Origin of the sequence: Pectobacterium versatile (assembly GCF_020166435.1) — a bacterium.
GTDB lineage: Bacteria > Pseudomonadota > Gammaproteobacteria > Enterobacterales > Enterobacteriaceae > Pectobacterium > Pectobacterium versatile.
Genome location: NZ_JAINZP010000004.1, coordinates 44994 through 64783, shown reverse-complemented (window position 1 = coordinate 64783; position 19790 = coordinate 44994). Strand labels below are relative to the sequence as shown.

Sequence of the window (19790 nt, the reverse complement as noted above, 5' to 3'; positions counted from 1 at the left end):
GCGCAGCCAACGCACAAGCAGCTTGAAGTATTACGGGTATATGACAGCAAGATGGATATCGCCGTGGATCCTACATTAACTGATGCTTTCCGCATGAGCGGGGATAAAGTAAAAGGGCAGAGCCGTCTTGATCAGATTATGGATTACCTGAAAAGCCATAATCTGGTGACGGTAGATGAACTGGTGTCCGTGATCGACGCTTCCCCAGCGACGATTCGTCGTGATTTGATCAAACTGGATGAGCAGGGCGTGATTAGCCGCAGTCATGGCGGCGTGACGCTCAATCGTTTTATCCCTTCCCAGCCGACCACGAATGAGAAATTACATCGTAGCCTTCAAGAAAAGCAGGCGATAGCTCGCTATGCCGCGACGCTGGTTAAACCAGGCAGTGCGGTGGTGCTGGATGCGGGAACGACCATGCTGGAGCTGGCGCGAAACCTGACGCATTTGCCGCTGCGCGTGATTACTGCCGATTTGCAAATTGCGCTGTTTCTGTCTGAGTTCAAGCAGATCGAAGTGACGATTATCGGTGGACGTATTGATGATAGCAGTCAGTCCTGCATCGGCGAACACGGCCGCCGTCTGTTACGCAGCATTTACCCCGATATCGCGTTTATCAGCTGCAACTCGTGGAGTCTGGACAAAGGCGTTACCACGCCGACGGAAGAGAAAGCGGGCATAAAACAAGATCTCGGTGCGAATGCCAGCCGCCGGATATTGCTGGCCGACAGCAGTAAATACGGTGCGTATTCGTTGTTCTGCGTCACGCCCCTGTCGGAACTAACCGATATCATCACCGACAGCGCGTTAGCACCCGAGGCGCAAACGGAACTGAAAGGCAAAACGTTTAATCTGACGCTGGTTGGTGGTTTATAGGGGAGTTTTTTGACCAATGAGCATTGAGTTTAATCACGCTCGTCAGGTTCTATCGGTCTTCGACTTCGATGGAACGTTGACCTACCATGACAGTTTTATTCCTTTTTTACGCTTCGCCTTCGGCAAGCGTGTGTTTGCTCGCCGAGTGATACATCTAGTGTTGCCTTCTGTGCGTTGTATACAGCGCAAATTGACGCGAGATGAACTCAAAGAAGCGCTCATCGCCACCTTTCTTACGGGTATCGAGGTTTCCTGGATGCAGGAAAAAGCAGAGGCCTTCTGCAACCGCAAGTGGAATACGTTGATGCGTAAGTCAGGCTTACTTGGCGTTGCCGCAGAACTCCATTCTGGGGCCGAAGTGACACTCTGTTCAGCATCGCCAGAGATCGTGTTACGTCCTTTTGCCGATCGACTCGGTATCAAACTGATTGGGACGCAGCTTGAAGTGAAAAATGGCGTACTGACCGGGAAGATTAACGGGCATAACTGCCGATGTCTTTATAAGGTAGAACGCTTGGAAGGGGTGTATGGCCCGCTGAGCCAATATCATTTGCGCGCGTGGGGCGATACCCGTGGCGACTACGAGCTATTAGCATCCGCTCAAGATGCGCACTGGCGTCATTTTCACCCGCACTGGATGCGGCTCAAGCCGCTTGCAAAACGGTTGCTGCTATCGGGTGTCGTTAAAGGACATCCTTAAATATTAATGGCTCCCCAGTTTGAACCGAGGAGCCAGTATCAATTAGATATTGACGCCGTGCTGGGACGCAAGGGCGGACAACCCACCCGCGAAACCTTGACCTACGGCCTTGAATTTCCACTCAGTACCGTTACGGTACAGTTCGCCAAAAATCATGGCAGTTTCGGTGGAGGCATCTTCAGATAAATCGAAACGAGCAATTTCAGTGCCCGTATCATTGTTATATACGCGCATGAAGCTGTTGCTGACCATACCGAAGTTTTGTTTACGACCTTCGGCATCGTAAATAGTCACGGAAAATACCAGCTTTTTCACTTCAGCCGGCACCTTCGCCAGATGGATTTTCACCTGCTCATCATCGCCGTCACCTTCTCCAGTACGGTTGTCACCTTGGTGTTCAACGGAGGCGCATGGGCTCAGTTTATTATTGAAGAAAATAAAATTAGCGTCAGACAGTACCTTGCCATCTTCACCTACCATAAATACTGAGGCGTCCAGATCGAAAGATTGCCCATCGGTGACACGAGAGTCCCACCCCAGGCCGACCATGGCGATATTCATGGTTGGTGCTTCTTTCGTCAGGGATACATTACCGCCTTTTACCAGAGAAACTGCCATTTTATAGCTCCTGCTTTAGATTGGATTACCGGGCAGTTCAGGCTGCCCGGAGGGGAAACAAGGTGAGGGTTATCAGGATGCGTTGATACCGTACTGTGAACAAACAGATGCCAAACCACCCGCATAGCCTTGACCAACTGCACGGAATTTCCACTCCGCATTATGGCGATACAGTTCACCGAACAGCATTGCGGTTTCGGTTGAAGCATCTTCAGTCAGATCGTAGCGTGCGATTTCGGTCTGAGTGTCATCGTTTACCAGGCGGATGAACGCACCGGAAACCTGACCAAAACTCTGGTTACGTGTTTGTGCATCATGAATCGTGACAACGAAAACGATTTTGTCCACTTCAGTTGGAATCAGATCTAACTTAATTTTCAATGACTCGTCATCTCCATCGCCCGCGCCTGTGCGGTTATCGCCGGTGTGAGCCACTGAGCCGTCAGCAGACTTCAGGTTATTGTAGAAAATGAAGTCAGTATCGCCACGCACTTTGCCGTTAACATTTAACAGGAATGCCGAAGCATCCAGGTCAAAGTCCTGACCATCTGTTGCGCGGGCATCCCAGCCAAGGCCGACTAAGACATTTTTCATCGTCGGCGCTGCTTTGCTCAGTGAAACATTACCGCCTTTAGAAAGAGAAACGCTCATTAAATTAACCTCTTAAGTTGATATTTCAGAATTCAGTGTAAGGAGAAGAAGATTAGCTCTCCTTGTTCTCCTCAGCATCGGGTTTACCTGGGAACATGATACTGATGATAATACCTAGCGCCAGTACACCCAGAACAACAAGTAGGCTGGTGGTTGCCGAGATGCCATAGCCATGGTGCCATATGTGATCGGTTGCGTTCAGGCCAAGCTTGGCGGCAATGAAGAATAGCAACACAATAACGGCTTTTTCCAGATGCACCAGATATTGTTTCAGCGCTTCCAGTACAAAATAGAGTGTACGCAAACCAAGGATAGCGAACATCATGGCGCTATAGACGATCAGCGGTTCACGGCTCACGGCAATAATAGCGGGAACAGAGTCAAAGGCGAACATCACGTCAGAAAGTTCTACGACTGCCACACACAGCATCAGTGGGGTGGCGTAAAACGCGGCTTTGGTACCACGGCCAATGGTGACGTCTTTGTTCTCTGGTTTAGCGAGTTCTTCGTCCACTTCCTTCTGGTTTAACAGAAAAGCGTGGCCTCGCAATTTTGGCCAGATAGGGAAGAAACGCTTAACTAAACGATAAGCAAGGTGCTGTGAGTAGTCCTCGATCTCATCACTATCGTCACCGCTTCTCAACATCATGACGGCGGTCCAGGCAACGATCAACGCAAAGACGATCTCCACATAAGGCCCCAGGCTGAGCAGCCCAGTCCCGATCGCAACGAAGATACCGCGGAACACGATAGCCCCGATAATCCCCCAGTAAAGAACGCGGTGACGGTAGCGGTCTGGAACGGAGAACCAGGAGAAAATCGCCATCATCACGAACAGGTTATCTACCGACAGCACTTTTTCCAGCGCATAGCCAGTGATGAACAAGCTGGCGACCTCGGTACCGTGGTGTATATAGAGGAACCCTGCAAAAGCCATTGCCACCGCGACCCAGAACACAGACCAAAGTGCAGCGCTTTTCAATGAAATCGGCTTATCATGACGGTGCATGAATAGGTCGATAAAAATGGCCCCGATAGCCAGTGCTATGAAAACAATGACGGTTTCTGTCGGGAAGCCGATATTAGTAGACACCATAAATAACCCTTAGAGGATATTGACATCAAAGGCCGAAATCGGCCGGTTGAAACCCAAGCGCTGTTGCGATTTCGCGCACGGCATTTTGTTCTGCTGCATCGAAATCACCGTCACTTTTAGCAACAGCAATACCCACTCGCAGGGCGAGTTGTGCCGCTTCAGGCTGATCTTTGAGCGCCAGGATATATTTCATCGTTTCACCTTTTCCAATTTCTTCATCGAAATCGAAACTGGTGGCTAATTTGTTAAAAAATTCAATGACTTCAGCAGTATCAAATACTTTTAACTCTTCTGATGATTTGAGAAAACCGATCATCTTCTGTTTTTCTTCTGCACTCACACCACCGCTGGATACCGCGATACGGACACAAACAGCGACAGTACCTTGCAGAAATTTCTTGTTTTTGAAGCGTCCGACCTGTTTGGTCAACTCTTCCCGACTGGCGTTAAAGGCACCTTTAACCTTATTAAGAAAACTCATTTTTAAACCCTCGTAAAATGAAACTATTTTGAGCCCGCCTTCCAGCGGAACCCCCAACCATGTGCGTTATCCATCTCGCCGTGGTCACGGAAGAATTGGTTGATACGTTCTACTTTGATGCTTCCCCCTTCATTGACAAGACGTGCGACAGCACACATGCTGCGATTATCTTGTCCTTCCGTCATGCGGGTTTCGATAGGCGGTTGATCGGGGATGTGTAGCGTGACTACGCCATCGGTTTTATCCCAGCTAGGCACACCTTCGTAGATAAAGGCGTAAATCAGAATCTGACGCAGGTTCTTCCATTCACGACCGTTGATATGCAGCCATTCGCCATCTGACACATCACCAGTACGGTCATCCCCTTTGAGCAGGACAAACGGCTCGTTCTGGTAGTCACCAAAGCGGCCTCCCAGAGCCTGAATCACGGTTTTGTGACCATCTTGCATTTCGACAAAAGCACCGAGGTCGAGATCGACGCCCTTACTGCCACCAAACATACCTCGTAGCCCAGAAGCTTTACTTTCACGATGCCAGTTGAGGTTGATGCGGATCTCGCCGAAGTTGTCTCGCTTCTCCAGGCTAATGGCCGGTTTTTCTTTGGTGAGTGATACCTTGCTCAGGTTGATGCGGGTTGGTGCGGGAGTCGGTGCTGGCGTGGGCGCAGGCGCTGCGGTAGGCGCTGGGCTTGCCGACACCTCAATACCAAAGTGCTCGGCGAGAGGCTGTAGCCCGCCGTTAAATCCCTGAGCGATAAAGCGGAATTTCCAGTCGTTGTTACGACGGTAAAGCTCTCCCAGGATCAAGGCCGCTTCCTGGCGTCCTGCCAATTCGACGTTGCCGTTAACCAGAACCTCATTATCAGCCTCAACTTGAATGTTGAGTCGCTGTAAATTTGTGACGGTCTGGCTGCCTTCACAGGCAACGGTGAAGGCGACTTTTTGTACGTCTGGTTTTAGTCGGGTAACATCGATAGTGAAAACGGTGTTATTCCCTTCGTTACTCAGACTGATACTGCCGTCATCGTTACGTGGCTGACCGTAAAAAACCATATCAGCATCGCCCTGTACCTTACCGGTTGAGAACAGACGGAAAGCACTGGCGTCTACTGCTGAGCCGGAAAGTATACGAACCTGCAACGTTTTATTGGGGACGGGGGCATTGCCTCCTGGGATCAAATTCATTAGCGCACCACCGTAGTAACAATATCGGCGTGCATATCACTAATGGTGCGACCACGACAGGCCTGCCCATGAGCCGTGAAATCCCATTGGCCGTTATTGCGACGCAGTGAGGAGATAACGATACCAGTATGAGAACCTTGTTCGGTCAACTGATAGCGAGCCTGTTCTTTATTGGCCTGATCAACAACGCGGCAGAATGCATTTTCAACTTCATTAAATGTTTGGCCACGGAAGCTGTTCACGGTGAACGCCAAATATTCGACGTTTTGAGGTAACCGGTTCAGATCAACGCGGATCACTTCGTCATCGCCGTCTCCTTCGCCAGTCAGGTTATCACCGCTATGCACTACCGACCCACAGGAGGATTTCAATTTACGAAACCATACGGTATCGATTTCATTACCCGCTTTGTCGAGCAGCACGCAACCAGCATCGAGATCAATTGACGCATTGCCGCCAAATAATCCCCCTAAAAGGCCCTTCTTTTTGAGTGGATCCCAGCCTAAACCAAAATGAAGATTGCTGATTGCAGAAGACTGTTTACTGAGAGAAATTGTCTGGTTTTTACTTAACGAAACCATAGCCATATTCCTTATAAAGGTATTGAAAAGAACAACGCTTTTTACACCAAAACCCATTGATTAAGAAAATCATATCATGATGTAGTTTGTGAGCAAGAAACTTTTTACCTTTTATTGTTTTAAATGTATCATGCTAATGATTTTAATATGAATATTAACAAATATGCATAAATCATCGATGGCGTATTGCTATTTTAAGATGTTTCATTAAGGTTTTTTATTTACTTGATATAAATCATAATATGATTGACATATAGAGATGGCATAAATAGACTCAGTACGCTTAAAGTAATCAGTCAACACCGTATGGAAATACATACCAATGACACATAAAATTTGGCTGATGGAAGGTTTGTCTTCCCAGCGCGATATGATTTTGGCGATCAAGTCTTTTGCCGAAACGCGCCGTGCAGATGTGACCATTTTTGCCTCTCATCGTAATGAACGTAATGAAATTTTGTCTCTGGCCGATCGTGCGATCCTGGAGCCTAAAGACGAGGCTGCTCGACTCTCGTTTATTCTCACCATCCTCAAGACGCAGGGAATTCATGTCATCCATGCTGGCCGACATGGCCGCTGGTGCGAAAACCATCGACGTGAAATTGAATCCCTTGGTGTAAAACTCACTACTGGCACTGTCGATGCCAAATCGTTACTGATAGCGGATGACAAAGTCTCTTTTGCCGATGAAATGGAGAAACTGGGGCTGGCTGTCGTGCCGTCAATTCGCGTGTCCTCTGTTGATGAACTCAGGCAGCAGATCGCTGCGGCACCTTTTTCTGGTGCACCGCTGTGCGTGAAACCTGTAACGGGAATTTATGGCATGGGTTTTTGGCGTTTTGATGATAACGCCTCACCGATGTCGATATTTACCGATCCAGACAGACGTCTGGTTGCACCGAAATACTATTTGCAAGCACAGGAAGAGGCGGGGAATTTTGCGCCGCTGGTACTCATGCCGTACCTGCCGGGGCCGGAATATTCTGTCGATATGCTGGTAGAAAACGGCACCGTGTTGGCGGCGGTTGCGCGGCGTAAGGTCGGTGCGCTGCAATATCTGGAGAACAGTGGTGAGGCTTATCAGCTCGCCATTGCCTGCGCTGAGGCAATGCAGGCAGATGGTTTAGTCAATGTGCAAACCCGCAACAATAGCGATGGGATCCCCCAACTGCTTGAGATCAATATGCGCCCTTCTGGTGGCATCGGTTATACCCGTTTTAGTGGCGTAAACCTGCCCGGCCTATTTGCCCTGCGCCAACTGGGATTACTGAGTACACAACAGGTGGTTGAGCTGGCGGCTGACGCTTTTTCGCCCGCGACAGTACGCGCTATAACCGATGTTGTCCGTTACCAGACCACGTTGTCTAATCGACTTCAAGAAGGGTAAGTCGCCATGTCACAGGTTTCACCACAGCCCGTTTATACTCGCAATCTTTCCTGCGGCACACTGAATGTGACGCCAACCGGCGGGGTGGCGGCACTGGATACATTGTTTGATATCGCTGAACGCCGTAATCCTAAGCGCGCCTTTTTGTTTGTTAGTAAGGTTCTGGGGCGACATATTCCTGTGTCTCCAACGGTTATGCGCGGTGTTTATCGCCAGCTTGCAGAACAACTTCCCGCTTCTATCGCGGGTCCCGTGCTGTTTATTGGCATGGCTGAAACCGCGGTGGGTTTGGGCGCAGGGGTTTTTGATGAGGTGAGGCAACGGGTCAGTGACGCCGTTTATTTGACTTCCACTCGTCATCCGCAAGATGGCGAACTGCTGTGTGAGTTTAAGGAAGCGCATAGCCACGCTACCGATCACCTGATCTATCTTCCCGACGCAGAACAACTGCGTCGTCGCGTACTTGATTCGCGTACTCTGATCCTGATCGATGATGAAGCGACCACTGGCAATACATTCATTAATTTACTCGCTGCACTGCGTGAAACGACGTTATTCAAGCATTTGCAACAGGTGTTTGCCGTCACGCTGACTGATTGGAGCGGTAGTGCTCTTGCACAGCGTTGTCCTTTACCGATTCAGTCGATCTCTCTGGTTCAGGGCGACTGGCAGTGGGTGCCGGAGCCAGATGCACCACTGCCTGTGATGCCGACGGTTAACGTTACGGCACGCGGTAACGTTGCGATCACTGGCAAACAGAGCTGGGGACGTTTGGGAATGGTTGAACCTGCGGGGGATTTAGGACGAGATTTATGCGTGTCGCAGGGTGAAAAAATATTGGTGTTGGGCAGTAGTGAGTTTGTTTGGGAGCCTTTCTTACTGGCAGAACATTTGCACACGCAGGGGGCCAAGGTTAAGTTCGGTTCAACTACGCGATCGCCTATCGCAAACGGATTCGCTATTCAGTCAGCGATAACGTTCAATGATAATTACGGGTTAGGCATTGCGAATTTTGTCTACAACGTGCTGCATCAACGTTTCGATCGCATTTTGCTCTGCGTGGAAACGCCGCCAGAGAGTGTTGATTCCCAATTACTCGATGCGCTGGCGACGGTTGCGCCCCAGGTGGAGATTATCAGCTATGACTAAGCCCGTTATTTTTTCTGACCTTGACGATACCCTGTTTCAGACGCGGCGTAAGATGGTTGATGAGCTGGATCTGGAGCCGTACCGCACGGGAGCGCTGGATCCCAGCCTGACGCCGCGCAGTTTTATGACTGAAGAGCAGGCGATGCTGGTGGACTGGATGCTGGAACACGCTGAACTGATTCCAGTGACTGCGCGTGGCACGGAGGAAATAGCCCGTGTGACCATCCCTTTCCGCTCTTGGGCGGTTACCACACATGGTGCGGTGATCCTCACCCCGCAGGGTGAACCGGACAGTGACTGGAAAGCGCAGATATTGAGCGATCTGGCACCCTATGCGGAGCAACTTCACGCAATGCAGCAGGGCATCACCGAACTGATGGCCGCGCGTGGGATTAACGGTTGGGCACGCATTAATTACGAATATGGCGATACCCCGATTTATCTGGTGATGAAGCACCGAGATAGCACCAGACTTGAGGAGCTTTACGCTATCGCTGATGAAATAGAGCAGTGCTATCCGACTCAGGGTTTTTACGTGCACCGCAATAGTAACAACATTGCCTGGTTACCTGATCCAGTAGAAAAAGGGCTGGCAGTGACTTATTTACTCAATAAATTGCGTGCGGAACGGGGAACCTTTCCCGTTATTGGCTTGGGAGATAGCCTCAGCGATCACCGTTTTATGAAACTCTGCACCTGGTACGGGTTGCCCCGACAAGGCCAGTTTGCGGAGGCGATCGCCCGCCGCGTTTTCGGAGACCCCAAAAATGCATGACGATATCACGCCCTTTTCTGGTTCCTATTTACCAGACGACATCCACTTTTTGCTTCAGCCCGTAGAAATTGAAGTGACTTCTGTGGAAGAGAAGGAACGGCTGATTCAATCGGGCGCTAAGCACTATTCAGATATGCTGAGTCAGGAACCGGAACCGACGGTGTGGCACCTTGAACTGTTCTCCCGCGCCCTCGAACAAGGGGGGGGGCGTTTAGCTCGGGAGGTACAGATGCTCGCGCAGACGCTGGCAGATCGTTTTGGTGATACGCCGATAGTGTTGACCAGTTTAGTGCGTGCAGGTGTTCCTCTGGGCGTGATGCTGCACCGGGCTTTGCGTGCTCTGGGGAAAACGTCCTACCACTATGGCATTAGCATTATCCGCGATCGGGGCATTGATAACACCGCGCTGGAATGGATTGAAACCCGCCACGGCAGCGAGGGCATTGTGTTTGTTGATGGCTGGACGGGTAAAGGCGCTATCACGGGTGAATTGATCCGATCCTTAAAGGGGAGAGCGGGATATCCCGCTCAGCCGCGCTTGGTCGTACTGGCAGATCCCTGCGGTTGTGCCTGGCTGGCGGCGAGCAATGATGATTGGCTGATTCCGTTCGGGATTATGGGCGCACCTGTTTCTGGGTTGATATCCCGATCTTTATGGGCCGATGACGGGCTACACGGCTGTGTGATATGCGATCACCTTAAGCGCTATGAGTGCAGCCAAATGCTGGTGGATACCATTGAGGCGCTGCATGGCTCGTCCTCTTCTGTGGTTCCATCATGTTGTGAGTCACTGCCTGAACGACAGCGTTATCTTCAACAACAGAGCGAAAGGGTGATCCGCACGTTGGCTGAACGCTATGACATCAACAGTATCAATAGAATAAAACCGGGAATCGCTGAAGCAACTCGTGCCGTGTTGCGCCGTGTACCGGACCATGTTTTGGTGCGAAAGCTGGACGATCCTGATGTCGCTCTGTTGGTTTATCTTGCCCAGGAAAAGGGGATTACCATTACTGAAGTCGGTGATGAAATTGGTCAGTACCGTGCGGCTACGATCATCAAAAAGGTGCTCTGATGAACAAAAGGCTTTCTCCTTGGAATCTCGGTGCGACGCTTTATATGCCTGCCACGCGTACCGATATTGCTGATGTTATCCTGAACGATAAGATTAGCGGGCTGCGTTCTCTGGTTATTTGCCTTGAAGATGCGGTCGCTGAAAGCGATGTGCCTCTGGCACTATCACGGCTCCGTGAACTGCTGACGAGATTGGCACAAGCGAGAGACGCCGATGGAAAAGCTGACTGGCCGCTGGTTTTCGTTCGTCCGCGCGACAGCGAAATGGGGCAGTGGCTTGTGGATGAAATGGATTTGAGTCCGCTAGATGGGCTGGTGCTACCCAAATTTACCCTGTCTTCTTTGCCTCTGTGGTGGGAAGCGGTGCGTAATAGCGAGCTTTGCATGATGCCCACGCTGGAAACAGAAGATGTTTTTGACGTGGTGCAGATGCGTGAATTAGCCACTCAACTCCAGTCTCACCCTTGCCATGAGCGAATTATCGCCCTGCGCATTGGGGGAAACGATCTGATGAATGTGATCTCACTGCGGCGCTCGCGCCACCTGACTTTATATGATGGGCCTATGGGATACGTGATCAAAATGTTGGTCTCGATATTTGCGGCCCGGAATTTCGCCTTGACCGCGCCAGTCTGTGAACATATTGACGATCACCACATCATGTCCCGCGAACTCGCGTTGGACATGGCGCATGGGTTGGTAGGCAAAACGGCTATTCATCCTAATCAAATTGCTATCATTGAACAGGCGTTGATGGTGTCTGATACTGACTATGCGGATGCGTTGCGTATCCTGAATTCCAGTCAGGCGGTCTTTAAATCTCAGGGGGCTATGTGCGAGCCTGCTACCCATCGGCGCTGGGCATCGGGGATTCTCGAACGTGCTAAGGTGTATGGTATTGCATCAGAGCAAAGCTTGGGACCGCGCTTTATCGCTGCGACGCATAATCATTGAGGCGATCGGCGGTAGATAAGCTATGCACCTTATTCTGGTTGGGGCTCGTTGTTTAATGTTGCCATTGGTTTATCTCTCGTTGAAAAATTTCTGCTAAAATTAAAAGTTATTAAAATTTACTTAGAAATGAATGTATGTGGGAGCATTTATCTGCTGTCGCCAGCATTTTTTGCCCACGTTCAGGAATGACAGCGGTGCTACGGTTCACCCAGCTTTAAGGGCTGCGGTATGATTGGTGGCTCGTTAATTAACCGCGATTAGCACGAGAGAGTCATTTAAAAAATGTCAATGAACACACTTATTTTTCAGTCAATACGATCGTTGTCCTGGAATGCAGGGTGTGATTCTCTATGCAACTAAGCACTCGTCAGGTTCGCGTTTTCCAGCTTGCCAACATCCTGGGAACGGGGAAGCCCGTTGCCGCCTCACAGATCATCACCGCACTTGATTGCTCGGAACCTACGTTGACTCGTGTACTGAAGGAGTTGAGAATCACTTATTCTGCAGAGATAAAATACAGCAAAGCACTGCACGCTTATCACATGGTTCAGCCTGGTCAACTCGATAAAAAGACACTACGTCGTATGACGGAAGCGCTGTCATCTAACGCCGCGTTTAAAGAAGAAACGGTGAGTCGGGTATTTCTGGATAAAGAAAAAAAGAAAGCGGTTTCTCTGTCATTAAGGATGTCGATCTTGCGTAAAATCGACACGCTTGCACGCCTGAAAGACGTTACGCGTAGCGAAGCGGTGGAAATGCTGATTGGTACATGTGCTGATGAGTTGATTCGCGCTTCCTCGCCGTCAAGAAAATAACCCACACCACTTTGGCTTCTCTCGCCAGTATCCCTAGCGGTATCCCATTATCCCCTTCAAGTTAACTGGTTGACGATGCGTATTTTTTGTTGAGATAACGACCAGATTGATTATGATGTCCCAATCGTATTATTCATAAAATTAATGGATTGATGACATGCGAAGACTACCGGTCTATTTGTTACTCGATACCTCTGGCTCAATGCATGGTGAGCCAATTGAAGCCGTGAAGAACGGGGTACAGACACTCCTCACGACGCTACGCCAAGACCCTTATGCGCTGGAAACGGCCTATGTTTCCGTCATTACCTTTGATACCTCTGCTCGGCAAGCGGTACCGCTAACCGATCTGCTTAATTTCAAATTTCCCGATCTGGTGGCCAATGGTACGACGGCGCTGGGTGAAGCGTTATCGCTGGTAGCACAAGCTATTGGAAGTGAAGTTCGGAAAACCACGGCGGAAACCAAAGGAGATTGGCGTCCGCTAGTTTTCATCATGACAGACGGTGCGCCGACAGATGACTGGCGTAAAGGTGTTGCTGATTTTAAATCGGCACGTACTGGCGTTGTGGTTGCTTGTGCTGCTGGGCAGGTAGCAGAAACGAAAGTACTACAGGAAATTACTGAGATAGTCCTACGACTTGATACCGCGGATTCGAATTCCATTAAGGCTTTTTTCAAGTGGGTATCGGCGAGCATCTCGGTTGGAAGTCAAAAAGTGGAATCTGGTAAAAAAGAAGTTATCGGTCTTGACGATCTTCCTCCGCCGCCGCCAGAAGTGAATGTCGTACTCTAAATGAATATAGTGCTCTAACAGAAAAAACAAGGAGACTGTATGTCAGTCAGTTTGCGTAAAGGACAAAGTGTTAGCCTCAAGAAGACTGAATTCGATCTCTCCTCTGTGACCATCGGTCTAGGCTGGGACATCAGTGAAGAGAAAAAAGGATTCCTCGGGGGAATCTTTAGCAAAAAAACAGAAGATGAGTACGATCTTGATGTGGTTGCCTTCCTGTGTAACACCGACGGGAAAGTAGTCGATTTGGGGAAAATCGAAGAAGGTCGGCCAACGTTAGATAACGGGGATGTGATCTTTTTTAATAACCAGCGACATCATTCAGGGCAAATCTGGTTAACTGGCGACAACCGCACCGGCGCGGGAGATGGCGATGATGAGCAGATTATTGCCAACTTGAATACGCTGGATGCCAGATACGAAAAGATCGTCTTTATTGTCCAGATCTACAATGGTCGGGAACTGCAACAGCACTTTGGCAAAGTACAGAATGCCTTTATCCGCGCCGTAGATGCTAAAAATATCGAAATGGCGCGTTTTGACCTGTCTGGCGGGCCTGCATTTAACCAAAAATTCTCCATGGTGTTTGCTGAACTGGTACGTGAAGGGACGGGCTGGAAACTTAGCGCGATTGGCGAACCTTCCGATTCAGATTCCTTTATCACGCATTTAAAGAGCTACCTGTAAATGAGACGTCTACCGGTTTATCTCTTGATTGATACGTCAGGCTCCATGCGTGGTGAGTCCATTCATGCGGTCAATGTGGGGATCCAAGCGATGCTAAGCGCGTTGCGTCAGGATCCTTATGCGTTAGAAAGTGTCTATATCTCAATCATCACATACGACAATGAAGCGCGAGAGTTTATCCCGTTGACGCCGCTGGAAGATTTCCAGTTTACCGATATTGTGGTGCCTAGCGCGGGCGGAACGTTTACGGGGGCGGCCCTTGAGTGCCTGATTCAGTCAGTCGATCGCGATATCAAACGTTCCGATGGCGATCAGAAAGGCGACTGGCGGCCTCTGGTGTTCCTCATGACCGACGGCAGCCCCTCTGACGCTTATGCGTACGATGAGGCAGTGAAAGAAATCAAAAAACGTGCTTTTGGTTCGATCATTGCCTGTGCCGTTGGGCCGAAAGCCAAGCATGAACACCTTAAACAATTGACCAGCCAAGTGGTGGCGTTAGAAACGCTGGACTCTACGGCGTTTTCCGGTTTCTTCAAATGGGTTTCGGCGAGTGTTGCATCAGGTAGCGCTAGCTCCGGTGTCAATGCGGGTCAGGATAACCTGCCGCCACCCCCTCCCGAAATACAGCTGGTTCTGTGACACCAAGGCAGGGCTCCCAACAGGGCTCTGCCTTTATTTTATCAATATTGAACCCAGAGAAGCGCTTACCGCAAAGGCTATTCTGAATAAAAGCGATTCGCTTAATAAAGGTGTCTGTGATGAGACGACTACCCATTTTCTTCGTTCTCGACTGCTCGGAGTCGATGATCGGAGATAATCTGAAGAAAATGAACGATGGCCTCCAGACTATCGTCAGCGATCTGAAAAAAGACCCTCACGCCCTCGAAACCGCATGGATTTCTGTCATTGCTTTTGCTGGTGTGGCGCAAACCATCGTCCCCCTTGTGGAAGTAGTGTCATTTTATCCACCGCGTCTGCCGTTAGGTGGTGGTACTAGCCTCGGGGCGGCGATACGGGAATTGACTAAACAGATCGATGAGCAAGTCAGAAAGACGACGCAAGAGCGTAAAGGTGATTGGAAACCGGTGGTCTATCTACTGACCGATGGTCGCCCGACGGATGATATCACCCCAGAGATTACACGTTGGAAAACACACTACGCCAGTAAGGTTAACCTGATTGCGATTGGCTTAGGGGCTTCTGCCGACTTAAGTACGCTGCGCCAGCTCACCGAAAATGTCTTGTTGTTTACTGATGCACAGGAAGGGGATTTCACCCGCTTTATTAAATGGATAACGGCTTCTGTTACCGCACATAGCCGTAGCGTCGGAGAGGAGACACCGCCGCTGTTGCCGACGACGGGGTCTATTGTTCGGTTGGCCAAGGATGAGGTGGCGAGGGCTTATGATGAGAACTGTGTGATCCTCGTCGGTCGCTGCAATAAATCACGTCGTCCCTATCTGATGAAATATGAGCGCCCCAACGTCAATCTGTCTTCCCTCAATTTTAAGCTCAATATCAACGGGTTTAATTTGGCAGGCTGTTTCCCTATTGATGAAGATTATTTTGCCTGGAGTGATGCCTCCGCCTCTGCGCTACAGGTGAATACGAGCGAATTACACGGTGCGCCGGGTTGCCCCCATTGTGGTAATGCCAGTGCCTTCGCGATGTGTTCCTGTGGAAAGCTATTGTGTATCAACGGGCCAGAAACCGTGATATGCCCATGGTGCGATAATAACATTAGCTTTAGTGAAAATGGCGGTGTGGAAGATTTTGATGTTAACCGTGGGAGAGGCTAATGGATCATGATGTCAGTCTGAATCGCCAGATATTCACGCTTATTCTACAACAGGCAGGAAAAACGCTTCCCGAAGCCGAACATCACGTCTGGGACGACGATACTGAGTTATGCCTACAGTTAGAAAAACTGCGTGAACAGGTGATGCTCAAGGCTGAAGGAACGCCGCCAACTAGCGCCGCAACGCTACCCGATGTGGTAACCGCATCTGGGCCGGATGATACGCTTCCGTCTGAGATCATCGTGTCGGAGAGCGTCGAGCCGGTATCGACCAGCGGTGTAGAATCGACAGAGCAGGAGAACGCGGAAAAAGCACAGTGGGAAACGATGCCATTTACGGAATTGAATGCCACGCAAAATAATCTGAGTGGTGCAGATATGCTAAAACCTGGACAGATCCCAACGTCGAACCAGCGCCAGAACGCGGCTCCCACGACGCGTGCGCCACAGGCAAAAGTTAACATCGCCAATGCGCGTGTCGGTACGCCATTTAACGCGCCTATTGAAATTATCCTCGATAACGGGATCCAGCCTGATATACAGGACGTGATTTTTGGCGAAGCGATCGGACTGCATTTCGACCGAGACACGACGTCGCTGGTGGGAACGCCGACCCAAAGTGGCGATCGGGAAATCACCCTCCACTGGTCATGTGGAGCCGCGCTAACAGGGACAACAACGGTGCTCTTGATCGTGAATCCCGATCCGCGCAGCCTATGGAAAATTATCGATCCTCCAGCGGACGATCGTTATTTTAAAGCGAATGTCGCGCACCAACTGATCCGTCAACCAGGCGTTAATATCGTTGCTGCTAGCCGCCGAGGGCGTTCACACGAACACGTTGGCACTTTTCGTGATGATGATTATTTTATCGCTCACGATAATGACAGCGGCTGGAGTGTCTTGTTGGTTGCTGATGGCGCTGGGAGTGCCAAAAATTCTCGTGAAGGGTCGCGGCTGGTCACAGAGGAGGTTGGCGGCTATTTAGCACGGCAGATGGCGGAAGAATCGGCCGCATGGCTAAAGCCTGAGATTTCCCAGTGGACGTCGGAAGGCCAGAAAGAGATTTTCACCTTCTTCAGCAGACAGTTTCATAAGGCGGCACAGCGTGCGGTACATAAGCTCGACGGCGAATCGATAGAAACCGGTGAACATGTCAAATCTTACTCCACCACGCTGCTCGCGACGGTATCGTTGCGCACTGCGGATGGGCTGTTTGCTGCCTCATTCTGGCTGGGAGATGGGGCTATTGCCGCCTACGGCCCGGTGGGCAAAGTTCGTCTATTAGGCAAGCCAGATAGTGGTGAATATGCAGGGCAAACCCGTTTTTTGGATCAGAATGCCGTACAGGATCCCCAGTTTAGCGAGCGAGTCATTATCGGCAAATGGAGCGATATTTCGCACCTGATCCTGATGACCGATGGGGTGTCCGATCCGTATTTTGAAACCGATAACGGGCTAAAAAATCCGGAAAAATGGGATGCGCTGGTCGCCGATATTGCCCCCTGTCTGAATGATAGCGAACAGGCGGCAGAACAACTGGCTGAGTGGCTAAACTTTTTCTCGCCCGGAAACCATGATGACCGGACGATCGTCGTGGCATGGTGAGTCTCAGAAATGGATCGCTGGTGATAATCAATGACTAATATTATTAGTTGTACTACCCGAGACGGTGAGCCTGTCCAATACGTTGACGAAATCATCGGTTCGGGTTCGATGAAGGATGTCTATTTTTCCCCTGATAAGACCTACGTGGTGGCTTTCTACAAAAAGCCCCAGAATGAGCAGGCGAAAGAACGGATCGCGATGATCACTGGCCGCTATCGGCAAAGTATTTTTGAGCAAGCGGGGGGCGACTACTGGCAAGACCTGTTCTGCTGGCCGACCAGCGTGGTTGAGCATCAGGGGCGGATAGGGATTGTGGTGCCAACCTACCACAGCCACTTTTTCTTTAAGTATGGTTCTAAGAATGATGATTTTCTTGGTATCAAGGGGCGGGAAAAAGAAGGGAAATGGTTCGCCAGTGCGAATAACCAGAATAAATTCCTCGATCCGCGTGAGCGCGGCAACCTGCTCAATTATCTGAAAGTCTGCCTGTTGTTGACCCGTGCGGTACGGCGCATGCACGCAGCGGGTTTGTGTCATAGCGATCTGAGTTATAAGAATGTGCTGGTGGATCCTGAGGCCGGGCATGCCTGCGTGATCGATATCGATGGTTTGGTGGTGCCGGGGAAATACCCGCCGGACGTTGTCGGCACGCCGGACTTTATCGCTCCCGAAGTCGTTAAAACCACCCATCTGGCGAAAGAGGATGCTAACCGGATCTTACCGAGCATCAGCACCGATCGCCACGCGCTGTCAGTATTAATCTACATGTATCTGTTTTACCGACACCCGCTACGGGGCGGTAAAATTCATGACATGGATGATGAAATGCGGGACGAATCCCTGTCTATGGGGGAAAAGGCTTTGTTTATCGAGCACCCGACAGACCGCAGCAATGCGGTTAAGCTCAGCCAGGTTAGCCCATCATCCTTACCGTGGGCAGATACGGATAAGATCCCCTATACCGTTCTCGGGCCTTATCTTACGCCTCTTTTTGATAAAGCCTTTATTACCGGTTTGCATGAGCCAACCAAGCGCCCAACGGCCGACGAGTGGGAAACGGCACTGGTGAAAACGGTCGATCTCATCCAGCCGTGCCAGAATGTAGCCTGTGAACAGAAATGGTATGTGTTTTCAGGTAAAACGCAGCCCTCATGCCCTTACTGCGGCACGCCGTATAAAGGAAAACTGCCGATACTCAATCTGTATTCTTCGCGTAAAACGGGAAGCTATCGTCCAGACGACCACCGTTTGATGGTATGGAATGGTCAGTCCTTGTATGCCTGGCACGTGAACCGGTTAATTGCCCCCAACGAGCGCACGACACCAGAACAAAAGAAGCGTGTTGGCTATTTTGTGTTTCATAATGACCAATGGTGGCTGGTTAATGAAGGCATTGAGGAATTGATGTCGTTACCCGACAAGAATAAGGTCGCCATCGGAGACAAACTGGCGTTGACGGACGGTGCCCAGTTTGTTCTTTCCACCCAAGAGGGGGGAAGGCTGGTGGTAGTACAGTTGGTCACAAATTAACACGGCACTATTCTAACAGAGAACATGAGCTAACAAAGAACATGAGCTAACAGAGGACATGACGCCATGGGCAGCGTTCGGCGGAGTGTTTTCCGGTATCGCTGCCCTTGTGCGTCTCTGTTGATAAGCGCAAGGGCAGGAATGGGCTTATTTCATGCTGGCGGCGAGGGTATCGACGTTGTGCTTAAACGCCGCCGTGTAAGTTGACGCGGGGCCAGATGCATCGGTCAGCGCTTCCGGGTACAGTTCACCGCCAGGCTGCGCGCCGCTGGCCGTCGCGATTTGCTTCACCAGACGTCCATCGGTCTGGTTTTCAATGAAGTAGCTTTTCACCTTCTCTTTTTTGATTTGCTTAATCAGCGAGGCCACTTTTTTGCTGCTGGCTTCTGACTCGGTAGAGTAGCCCACTGGCGACAGGAACGTCACGCCGTAGGCCTGACCGAAATAGCCGAACGCGTCATGGCTGGTCAGCACTTTACGTTTTTCTGGCGGAATGTCGGCGAACGTTTTCTTCGCATAGCTATCCAGTCCCTGTAGCTGTTTGATGTAGGTTTCACCCTGCTGACGATAGTAATCGGCATTCGTTGGATCGACTTTCACCAGCGCATTGACGATGTTGTGCGCGTAGACCACGCCGTTGCTCATGCTGTTCCAGGCATGCGGATCGGTTTCGGTTTTTCCGTCTTCCACCATCGAGCGTGTTTCAATTCCGTTTGATGCCGTGATTACCTCACCACGGTAGCCGGAGGCGGTGACCAACCGGTCGATCCACCCTTCCAGACCCAGCCCGTTAACGAAAACCAGATCGGCGTTAGCCAGCGTTTTGCTGTCTTTCGGAGACGGTTCAAACTCATGCGGATCGCCATTGGGTTTCACCAGATCGGTCACGGTAACGCGATCGCCGCCGATGTGGCTGACCATATCGCCGAGTACGGAAAAGCTGGCGACAACATCAAGATTCTTTGCCATCGCCAGTGGGCTAAGCAGCAGGCCGGATAAAGCAATAGCTAACAGTGAACGTTTCATTTTTCCC

The 19790-nt window shown here is 50.4% G+C and carries 21 protein-coding genes; 14 read left to right on the top strand and 7 right to left on the bottom strand.

Going from position 1 to position 19790, the window contains the following annotated elements:
• The first annotated feature begins 51 nt into the window (after nt 1-51).
• Together K7X24_RS07020 and K7X24_RS07015 are read left to right on the top strand one after the other, a co-directional pair.
• Nucleotides 52-876, top strand: a complete 825-nt coding sequence (locus K7X24_RS07020; protein ID WP_103861834.1) for a DeoR/GlpR family DNA-binding transcription regulator — start codon at nt 52-54, stop codon at nt 874-876.
• Nucleotides 877-892: 16 nt separating this feature from the next.
• A complete protein-coding gene (locus tag K7X24_RS07015) occupies nt 893-1576 on the top strand; it encodes an HAD-IB family hydrolase (RefSeq protein WP_224553925.1) in 684 nt (227 codons plus the stop codon).
• A gap of 42 nt (nt 1577-1618) precedes the next feature.
• Here K7X24_RS07015 and K7X24_RS07010 read toward each other — a convergent pair whose 3' ends face one another.
• From K7X24_RS07010 to K7X24_RS06985, 6 genes are all read right to left on the bottom strand, one after another.
• Nucleotides 1619-2194 carry a TerD family protein gene (locus tag K7X24_RS07010; protein ID WP_103861832.1) on the bottom strand — a complete coding sequence of 192 codons (576 nt, stop codon included), beginning with the start codon at nt 2192-2194 and terminating at the stop codon, nt 1619-1621.
• Nucleotides 2195-2266: 72 nt separating this feature from the next.
• Nucleotides 2267-2845: a TerD family protein gene (locus K7X24_RS07005; RefSeq protein WP_095700566.1), complete on the bottom strand. Its 579-nt coding sequence runs from the start codon at nt 2843-2845 to the stop codon at nt 2267-2269.
• Between the two features lie 52 nt (nt 2846-2897).
• Nucleotides 2898-3941, bottom strand: coding sequence for a TerC/Alx family metal homeostasis membrane protein (locus K7X24_RS07000; RefSeq protein ID WP_103861831.1), 1044 nt, complete (start codon nt 3939-3941; stop codon nt 2898-2900).
• Nucleotides 3942-3966: 25 nt separating this feature from the next.
• Nucleotides 3967-4422, bottom strand: a complete 456-nt coding sequence (locus K7X24_RS06995) for a tellurite resistance TerB family protein (RefSeq protein WP_095700564.1) — start codon at nt 4420-4422, stop codon at nt 3967-3969.
• Between the two features lie 23 nt (nt 4423-4445).
• Nucleotides 4446-5606: a TerD family protein gene (locus tag K7X24_RS06990; RefSeq protein ID WP_103861830.1), complete on the bottom strand. Its 1161-nt coding sequence runs from the start codon at nt 5604-5606 to the stop codon at nt 4446-4448.
• Nucleotides 5606-6187: a TerD family protein gene (locus K7X24_RS06985; protein ID WP_103861829.1), complete on the bottom strand. Its 582-nt coding sequence runs from the start codon at nt 6185-6187 to the stop codon at nt 5606-5608. Before K7X24_RS06985 ends, K7X24_RS06990 begins: the two co-directional genes overlap by 1 nt.
• Before the next feature lie 322 nt (nt 6188-6509).
• Here K7X24_RS06985 and K7X24_RS06980 point away from each other — a divergent pair, with 322 nt between their 5' ends.
• From K7X24_RS06980 to K7X24_RS06925, 12 genes are all read left to right on the top strand, one after another.
• Complete coding sequence (locus K7X24_RS06980) at nt 6510-7574, top strand: ATP-grasp domain-containing protein (RefSeq protein WP_105879788.1); 1065 nt, start codon at nt 6510-6512, stop codon at nt 7572-7574.
• Between the two features lie 6 nt (nt 7575-7580).
• Nucleotides 7581-8723, top strand: coding sequence for a phosphoribosyltransferase domain-containing protein (locus K7X24_RS06975; RefSeq protein WP_224553924.1), 1143 nt, complete (start codon nt 7581-7583; stop codon nt 8721-8723).
• Nucleotides 8716-9498 carry a hypothetical protein gene (locus tag K7X24_RS06970; protein ID WP_103861826.1) on the top strand — a complete coding sequence of 261 codons (783 nt, stop codon included), beginning with the start codon at nt 8716-8718 and terminating at the stop codon, nt 9496-9498. Before K7X24_RS06975 ends, K7X24_RS06970 begins: the two co-directional genes overlap by 8 nt.
• A complete protein-coding gene (locus K7X24_RS06965; RefSeq protein ID WP_224553923.1) occupies nt 9491-10573 on the top strand; it encodes a cysteine protease StiP family protein in 1083 nt (360 codons plus the stop codon). Before K7X24_RS06970 ends, K7X24_RS06965 begins: the two co-directional genes overlap by 8 nt.
• Complete coding sequence (locus K7X24_RS06960; RefSeq protein ID WP_224553922.1) at nt 10573-11526, top strand: HpcH/HpaI aldolase/citrate lyase family protein; 954 nt, start codon at nt 10573-10575, stop codon at nt 11524-11526. Before K7X24_RS06965 ends, K7X24_RS06960 begins: the two co-directional genes overlap by 1 nt.
• 350 nt (nt 11527-11876) lie before the next feature.
• On the top strand, nt 11877-12341 hold the full coding sequence (locus tag K7X24_RS06955) for a tellurium resistance protein TerW (RefSeq protein WP_224553921.1): 465 nt from the start codon (nt 11877-11879) through the stop codon (nt 12339-12341).
• A 157-nt stretch (nt 12342-12498) separates the two neighbouring features.
• Nucleotides 12499-13137: a vWA domain-containing protein gene (locus K7X24_RS06950; RefSeq protein ID WP_224553919.1), complete on the top strand. Its 639-nt coding sequence runs from the start codon at nt 12499-12501 to the stop codon at nt 13135-13137.
• A 39-nt stretch (nt 13138-13176) separates the two neighbouring features.
• A complete protein-coding gene (locus K7X24_RS06945) occupies nt 13177-13821 on the top strand; it encodes a TerD family protein (RefSeq protein WP_224553917.1) in 645 nt (214 codons plus the stop codon).
• Nucleotides 13822-14460 carry a vWA domain-containing protein gene (locus tag K7X24_RS06940; protein ID WP_224553915.1) on the top strand — a complete coding sequence of 213 codons (639 nt, stop codon included), beginning with the start codon at nt 13822-13824 and terminating at the stop codon, nt 14458-14460.
• Nucleotides 14461-14579: 119 nt separating this feature from the next.
• Nucleotides 14580-15620: a TerY-C metal binding domain-containing protein gene (locus K7X24_RS06935; RefSeq protein WP_103942298.1), complete on the top strand. Its 1041-nt coding sequence runs from the start codon at nt 14580-14582 to the stop codon at nt 15618-15620.
• Entirely contained in the window at nt 15620-17227 is a 1608-nt protein-coding gene (locus K7X24_RS06930) for a PP2C family serine/threonine-protein phosphatase (RefSeq protein WP_224553913.1), read from the top strand. Before K7X24_RS06935 ends, K7X24_RS06930 begins: the two co-directional genes overlap by 1 nt.
• A 30-nt stretch (nt 17228-17257) precedes the next feature.
• Nucleotides 17258-18757, top strand: a complete 1500-nt coding sequence (locus tag K7X24_RS06925; protein WP_224553911.1) for a helix-hairpin-helix domain-containing protein — start codon at nt 17258-17260, stop codon at nt 18755-18757.
• Between the two features lie 147 nt (nt 18758-18904).
• Here K7X24_RS06925 and K7X24_RS06920 read toward each other — a convergent pair whose 3' ends face one another.
• Nucleotides 18905-19783: a metal ABC transporter substrate-binding protein gene (locus K7X24_RS06920; RefSeq protein ID WP_224553909.1), complete on the bottom strand. Its 879-nt coding sequence runs from the start codon at nt 19781-19783 to the stop codon at nt 18905-18907.
• Nucleotides 19784-19790 lie beyond the last annotated feature (7 nt).

Excerpts from the sequence above, each read along its gene's own strand:
- K7X24_RS07020 (WP_103861834.1), top strand. The coding sequence starts at position 52 with ATGGATATCGCCGTGGATCCTACATTAACTGATGCTTTCCGCATGAGC.
- K7X24_RS07015 (WP_224553925.1), top strand. The coding sequence starts at position 893 with ATGAGCATTGAGTTTAATCACGCTCGTCAGGTTCTATCGGTCTTCGAC.
- K7X24_RS07010 (WP_103861832.1), bottom strand. The coding sequence starts at position 2,194 with ATGGCAGTTTCTCTGGTAAAAGGCGGTAATGTATCCCTGACGAAAGAA.
- K7X24_RS07005 (WP_095700566.1), bottom strand. The coding sequence starts at position 2,845 with ATGAGCGTTTCTCTTTCTAAAGGCGGTAATGTTTCACTGAGCAAAGCA.
- K7X24_RS07000 (WP_103861831.1), bottom strand. The coding sequence starts at position 3,941 with ATGGTGTCTACTAATATCGGCTTCCCGACAGAAACCGTCATTGTTTTC.
- K7X24_RS06995 (WP_095700564.1), bottom strand. The coding sequence starts at position 4,422 with ATGAGTTTTCTTAATAAGGTTAAAGGTGCCTTTAACGCCAGTCGGGAA.
- K7X24_RS06990 (WP_103861830.1), bottom strand. The coding sequence starts at position 5,606 with ATGAATTTGATCCCAGGAGGCAATGCCCCCGTCCCCAATAAAACGTTG.
- K7X24_RS06985 (WP_103861829.1), bottom strand. The coding sequence starts at position 6,187 with ATGGTTTCGTTAAGTAAAAACCAGACAATTTCTCTCAGTAAACAGTCT.
- K7X24_RS06980 (WP_105879788.1), top strand. The coding sequence starts at position 6,510 with ATGACACATAAAATTTGGCTGATGGAAGGTTTGTCTTCCCAGCGCGAT.
- K7X24_RS06975 (WP_224553924.1), top strand. The coding sequence starts at position 7,581 with ATGTCACAGGTTTCACCACAGCCCGTTTATACTCGCAATCTTTCCTGC.
- K7X24_RS06970 (WP_103861826.1), top strand. The coding sequence starts at position 8,716 with ATGACTAAGCCCGTTATTTTTTCTGACCTTGACGATACCCTGTTTCAG.
- K7X24_RS06965 (WP_224553923.1), top strand. The coding sequence starts at position 9,491 with ATGCATGACGATATCACGCCCTTTTCTGGTTCCTATTTACCAGACGAC.
- K7X24_RS06960 (WP_224553922.1), top strand. The coding sequence starts at position 10,573 with ATGAACAAAAGGCTTTCTCCTTGGAATCTCGGTGCGACGCTTTATATG.
- K7X24_RS06955 (WP_224553921.1), top strand. The coding sequence starts at position 11,877 with ATGCAACTAAGCACTCGTCAGGTTCGCGTTTTCCAGCTTGCCAACATC.
- K7X24_RS06950 (WP_224553919.1), top strand. The coding sequence starts at position 12,499 with ATGCGAAGACTACCGGTCTATTTGTTACTCGATACCTCTGGCTCAATG.
- K7X24_RS06945 (WP_224553917.1), top strand. The coding sequence starts at position 13,177 with ATGTCAGTCAGTTTGCGTAAAGGACAAAGTGTTAGCCTCAAGAAGACT.
- K7X24_RS06940 (WP_224553915.1), top strand. The coding sequence starts at position 13,822 with ATGAGACGTCTACCGGTTTATCTCTTGATTGATACGTCAGGCTCCATG.
- K7X24_RS06935 (WP_103942298.1), top strand. The coding sequence starts at position 14,580 with ATGAGACGACTACCCATTTTCTTCGTTCTCGACTGCTCGGAGTCGATG.
- K7X24_RS06930 (WP_224553913.1), top strand. The coding sequence starts at position 15,620 with ATGGATCATGATGTCAGTCTGAATCGCCAGATATTCACGCTTATTCTA.
- K7X24_RS06925 (WP_224553911.1), top strand. The coding sequence starts at position 17,258 with ATGACTAATATTATTAGTTGTACTACCCGAGACGGTGAGCCTGTCCAA.
- K7X24_RS06920 (WP_224553909.1), bottom strand. The coding sequence starts at position 19,783 with ATGAAACGTTCACTGTTAGCTATTGCTTTATCCGGCCTGCTGCTTAGC.